Below are 4781 nucleotides of genomic sequence, written 5' to 3'. Positions count from 1 at the left end.
GGGACACCCCGGGGGTGTTGTCCACGAAGTTGGTGATCAACCAGTTCAGGTTCTGCGCCGCCTGGCTCATCGGGCTCACACTAACGCTCCTGATCGTAGGTGCTGCCGGGGCCGAAGCCCTGTTGGTCATGCTGGTCACGCCCGGGGGTCCCGGATCCCGCGTTGCGCCCCCGCTGGACGCCGCGGCGCAGGTTGCTCAGCCTGCCGCGGACGTCCTCCGGGGCGCGGGAGACCTGGGGGCCGCCCTGTCCGGTCGGCTCCGCGGCGCCCTCGACCAGATTGGCCTTGGGTACCCGGCGGGGCAGGCCGGACGAGGTGACCCCGCCGGCCTGCGGCTCGCGCAGCCGCTCGGCACGGTGCCAGCGCTGGTCGTTCTCCGACTGCCACGGGGCACCGTCCTCCTGCTGCTGGGGAGCCTGATGGGGCCGCTCCGGCGCGGTGGGCGCCGCCGGGTCCCCGACCATCCCCTGTGCCCCTGTGTCCTCGGACGGCTGCCACTGCTTGTCACGACGCGGAAGCCCGGCGTCGGTCATCGAGTGGATTCCGCTCGGGGAAGGGCCCGGACGGTGGAACTCTACGCGGTCCCGAGAAACTTCGGGAGCGCTGGGTCCTGATTCCGCTTCGGTCCCGAACTGCGACGCGTAGGGCATCTCGAAAGATCCGGAATCGCCCCACTCTCCCTGCTGAGAGGGTGAGTTGTAGCCGATGTACGGCTGCTGTTCGGATTCCGTTTGAGTTGTGTAATCCGCTTCCGGTTGCGTAAAGGCGGAATTCTGGTACGCGGACTGCGCGGACGGGTCGGAAGCCGCCTGGTCATGCCGCGGCTCCTGCTCGGGCGGGGTGGCCCCCATTCCGCTGTACTGGCCCAGGAACTGGTTCTGCCCCTGGTCCCGGTCGTCCCGGTCGTAGGCGGAGTCGTCGAAGCCCAGCTCGGCGGCGGTGCGCGAGGACAGCTCGGTCACGTCCTGGTAGGCGGGCGCGGGGCCCGGCTCTGGAACGATCCGGGAGACCGTGAAGTCGTCCTGGGGCAGCTCCTCGCCGCCACCGCCGTGGGTGATCGCCTCGGGCAGCATCACCAGCGAGGTGGTGCCCGCCTGCTCCCCGGAGGGGCGCAGCTGGACCCGGATGCCGTGCCGGTCGGCGAGGCGGCCGACCACGAACAGGCCCATGCGCTGGGACACCGTGGCGTCCACCGTCGGCGGGTTGGCCAGCTTGTGGTTGATGTCGGCGAAGTCCTCGGCGGTCAGGCCGATGCCCTTGTCGTGGATCTCCACCACCACCCGGCCGTCGGGCAGCCGGGTCGAGGTGACCCGCACCTTGGTGTGCGGGGAGGAGAAGGTGGTGGCGTTCTCCAGCAGCTCGGCCAGGAGATGTACCAGGTCGGTCACCGCGGTGCCGTGGATCTCGCTCTCGGAGATCCCGGCCAGCTCGATCCGCTCGTAGGACTCCACCTCCGAGGAGGCGGCCCGCAACACGTCGATCAGCGGCACCGGCTGGTTCCAGCGCCGGCCGGGCTCCTCGCCCGCGAGGATCAGGAGGTTCTCGCCGTTGCGCCGCATACGGGTGGCCAGGTGGTCCAGCCGGAAGAGGTGCTCCAGCTGGTCCGGATCGGCTTCCCGGCTCTCCAGTTCGGAGATCAGGGTCAGCTGTCTCTCGATCAGTCCCTGGTTGCGACTGGAAAGGTTGGTGAAGATCGCGTTGACGCCGCCGCGCAGCATCGCCTGCTCGGCCGCGAGCCGGATCGCCTCGCGGTGCACCTGGTCGAAGGCGCGGGCCACCTCGCCGATCTCGTCCTTGGTGTTGATCGGTATCGAGCTGACCCGGGTGTCCACCCGTCCGGGGTCGGTGCGGGAGAGCTGATCGACCACCGCCGGCAGCCGCGTCTCGGCGACGTCGAAGGCGGCGTTGCGCAGTTGCCGCATCGAATGGCTCATCGAGCGGGCCATCCGGCCGGCCACGAAGAAGGCGGCGAGGAGCGCCAGCACCACGATCGCGCCGTTCACGATCGCGTCGCGCCGGGCGTCCGAGGAGATCTGCGCCGCCTCGGCCACGGCCTTGTTCACCAGGGTCTGCTCGACGTCCCGGTAGGCGTTGAACTTGATCGTGGAGGCGTTGAACCAGGAGTCCGGGGTGATCCCCTGGGCGGCCAGCGCCGAGGGCGCGGCACCGCTGCCCATGGCCTTGACCATCTTGTCCATGCTTGGCGGCGCCACGAACTTCTTGTCCTCCGCCTCGGCCTTCCGCTTCGCCTCGGCGATTTGCGTCTGCGCACGCTTCTCGGCCGCCTTGAGGGTGTCCTCGAGCCGGGTCACGTCCTGCGGGGTGCCGGCGGCCTCGAACTCCCCGAGCGCGATGCCCTCGAGGTAGACGTACGAGGTGAAGGCGGTGAGCTGGGTCTTGCGGTCGGTCGCGGACGGGCCGGGTTTCACCAGCAGATGGGTGCCGATGGAGCGCTGCAGCGACTCCGCGCCCTTGGCCAGGGATACCGCGTAGACGGTACGGCCGTAAGACGTGATATTGCCGGTGCCCAGGCCCAGTTCATTGGCGAACTCGGTCAGCCCGTGCTCAACGGCGACATAGCCCTCTTCGGTCTTCACCCCGTCGAGGCGGTCGGTGTAGGCGTTCCGGCGCAGGGCGGCCAGCTGCGGTTCACCGGCCCTGAACGCTTTGAGGCGGCGTTTCAGGGACGCCGTCTGCGGCATGTCGGCGACGGCCTTGTCGAAGTCCTTCTTTGCCTCGTCGCTCGCGGCCCGGGCCCTGGTCACCGTGGCCTCGTTGGTGCCGCTGAGCAGCGGGCCCGCGGTCAGGTCGCGCTCGTTGACCAGGGCGTGGGCGTAGGTGGTGGCGGCCCGGACGACCTGGGCGGTGCGCTCGGCGTCCCGAGCCTCGTTCCAGGTGGAGACCGATGAGGCGACCTGGAAGCCACCGAAGACCAGGGCGACGAGCACGGGGATGAGCAGGATCGCGTACAGCCGGCCGCGCACCCGCCAGTTCCGAGGGGAGATCCGGCCACCACTGGGTGCGGGTGGCTCCGCTGCCTCGGCGGGCGACGCCGCTGTGCCTGTACGCGGCGGCGGGGTGAAGTTCCCTCGCGCCTCTTGCGCGGGGTCCGGCTTGCTTCGCCTCACTCGACCAACAACCTCTCGGCATCGGCACCTGATTCGTGCCGTTCCCAGCTGAGCCCTGACTGCCCAGTTCAGCGAATTCCAGCACGCCGCGCGGGTGCTTTCCAAACAGTGCGCAAAGCGCTCAGTCCGTTGTCTGGACCAGAGAAAAAAGGGGCGTTACGGCTAAGACATGTCGAATACCGAACCATTTTGGGTGCGCACCGGAACCGCGCGATCGCGCTCTGTGTCGACGGCCGGTGCATATCTCTGTCGAAACGTTATGAATGACGAGCGGGCCGTGTCGTTCGACACAGCCCGCCGTACGTCGGTTTTCCGACAACTTCCGGACAGTGGCCCCTACTTGAGTCGGGCCATCAGCGCATGCTCGACCAGTGTGATGAGCGCGCTCTTCGCCTCGCTGCGATGGCGCGCGTCGGTGGTGATGATGGGAGTGTCCGGGCCGATCTGCAGTGCCTCGCGGACCTCTTCGGGGTTGTAGGGCTGCTGGCCGTCGAAGCCGTTGAGGGCGATGACGAAGGGCAGTCCGGAGTTCTCGAAGTAGTCGACGGCGGGGAAGCAGTCGGCCAGCCGGCGGGTGTCCACCAGGACCACGGCGCCGATGGCGCCGCGGACCAGGTCGTCCCACATGAACCAGAAGCGGTCCTGGCCGGGCGTGCCGAACAGATAGAGGATCAGGTCATCGTCGAGCGTGATGCGGCCGAAGTCCATCGCCACGGTCGTCGTGGTCTTGTCCTGGACGTGGCTCAGATCGTCGATCCCCGCCGAGGCCGATGTCATCACGGCTTCGGTGCGCAGCGGATTGATCTCCGAGACCGCGCCGACGAACGTGGTCTTGCCCACGCCGAAGCCGCCGGCCACCACGATCTTCGCGGAGGTGGTCGCGCGGGCGGGGGGAGCGCCGCTAGAGCTTGCGAAGTCCACTGAGCACCCTTTCGAGCAGTGTCACATCCGGAGTACCGCCCGCTTCCGAACCGCCCCCGGGCTGGTGGATCGCCACCATGCCGGCCTCCGCCAGGTCCGCCACCAGGATGCGTGCCACACCCAGGGGGATGTTCAGCAGCGCCGAGACCTCGGCGACCGACTTCACCTCCTGGCACAGGTGGCAGATCCGCTGGTGCTCGGGAAGGAGCCCCTGCAGATGCACGGGGTCGGCCGTCGTGCTGACCAGCGCCTCGATGGCGAGCTGGTAGCGGGGCCGGGTCCGGCCACCGGTCATGGCATAGGGGCGCACCAATGGCTGGTCGCCTTCACCCCCGTACGGCGATTGGTGATGGCCGCCGTACGGGCCGGGCGAGGCGGGGGGCGGGGTCATGGATCCTCCGGTCGGACAACAAGGTGACGGTGGTGCCGTCGGTCGGTGCCGGTGGGGGGCCGCCCGGCCGTGGGGCCGGGCGGGCGGGCGTCGGATGGTCGTTGGATCAGTTCAACAGGCTGCCCTGCAGTTCGGCGCGCAGGTCCGGGGTGAGGACATTGCCTGCGCGATCGACCAGCAGGGCCATCTCGTAGCCGACGAGGCCGATGTCGCACTCGGGGTGGGCGAGCACGGCGAGGGAGGATCCGTCGGAGATCGACATGATGAAGAGGAACCCTCGTTCCATTTCGACGACGGTCTGGTTGACCATGCCGCCTTCGAAGATGCGGGAGGCTCCGGAG

4 protein-coding genes and 1 pseudogene are annotated in these 4781 nt (G+C 68.8%); all 5 read right to left on the bottom strand.

The window, feature by feature from the left end:
- Positions 1-130, bottom strand: a pseudogene (locus IEJ02_RS49600) (roadblock/LC7 domain-containing protein); the annotation flags it as partial.
- Entirely contained in the window at positions 81-3128 is a 3048-nt protein-coding gene (locus tag IEJ02_RS47420; protein ID WP_191070449.1) for a sensor histidine kinase, read from the bottom strand. The gene IEJ02_RS47420 and the pseudogene IEJ02_RS49600, both read right to left, overlap by 50 nt.
- A 336-nt stretch (positions 3129-3464) precedes the next feature.
- Complete coding sequence (locus IEJ02_RS47415; RefSeq protein ID WP_078559056.1) at positions 3465-4049, bottom strand: GTP-binding protein; 585 nt, start codon at positions 4047-4049, stop codon at positions 3465-3467.
- Positions 4030-4440, bottom strand: a complete 411-nt coding sequence (locus IEJ02_RS47410) for a DUF742 domain-containing protein (protein WP_014055140.1) — start codon at positions 4438-4440, stop codon at positions 4030-4032. The genes IEJ02_RS47415 and IEJ02_RS47410 overlap by 20 nt, the downstream gene beginning before the upstream one ends.
- Positions 4441-4546: 106 nt before the next feature.
- Positions 4547-4781: roadblock/LC7 domain-containing protein (locus tag IEJ02_RS47405; RefSeq protein ID WP_498067144.1), on the bottom strand; the 235-nt coding region annotated here is incomplete at its 5' end.

Source organism: Streptomyces sp. 5-10 (assembly GCF_014712245.1).
Classification (GTDB): Bacteria; Actinomycetota; Actinomycetes; order Streptomycetales; family Streptomycetaceae; genus Streptomyces; species Streptomyces violaceusniger.
The sequence above is the reverse complement of the archived record's forward strand: the minus strand, read 5'-3'. Positions and strand labels throughout refer to the sequence as shown.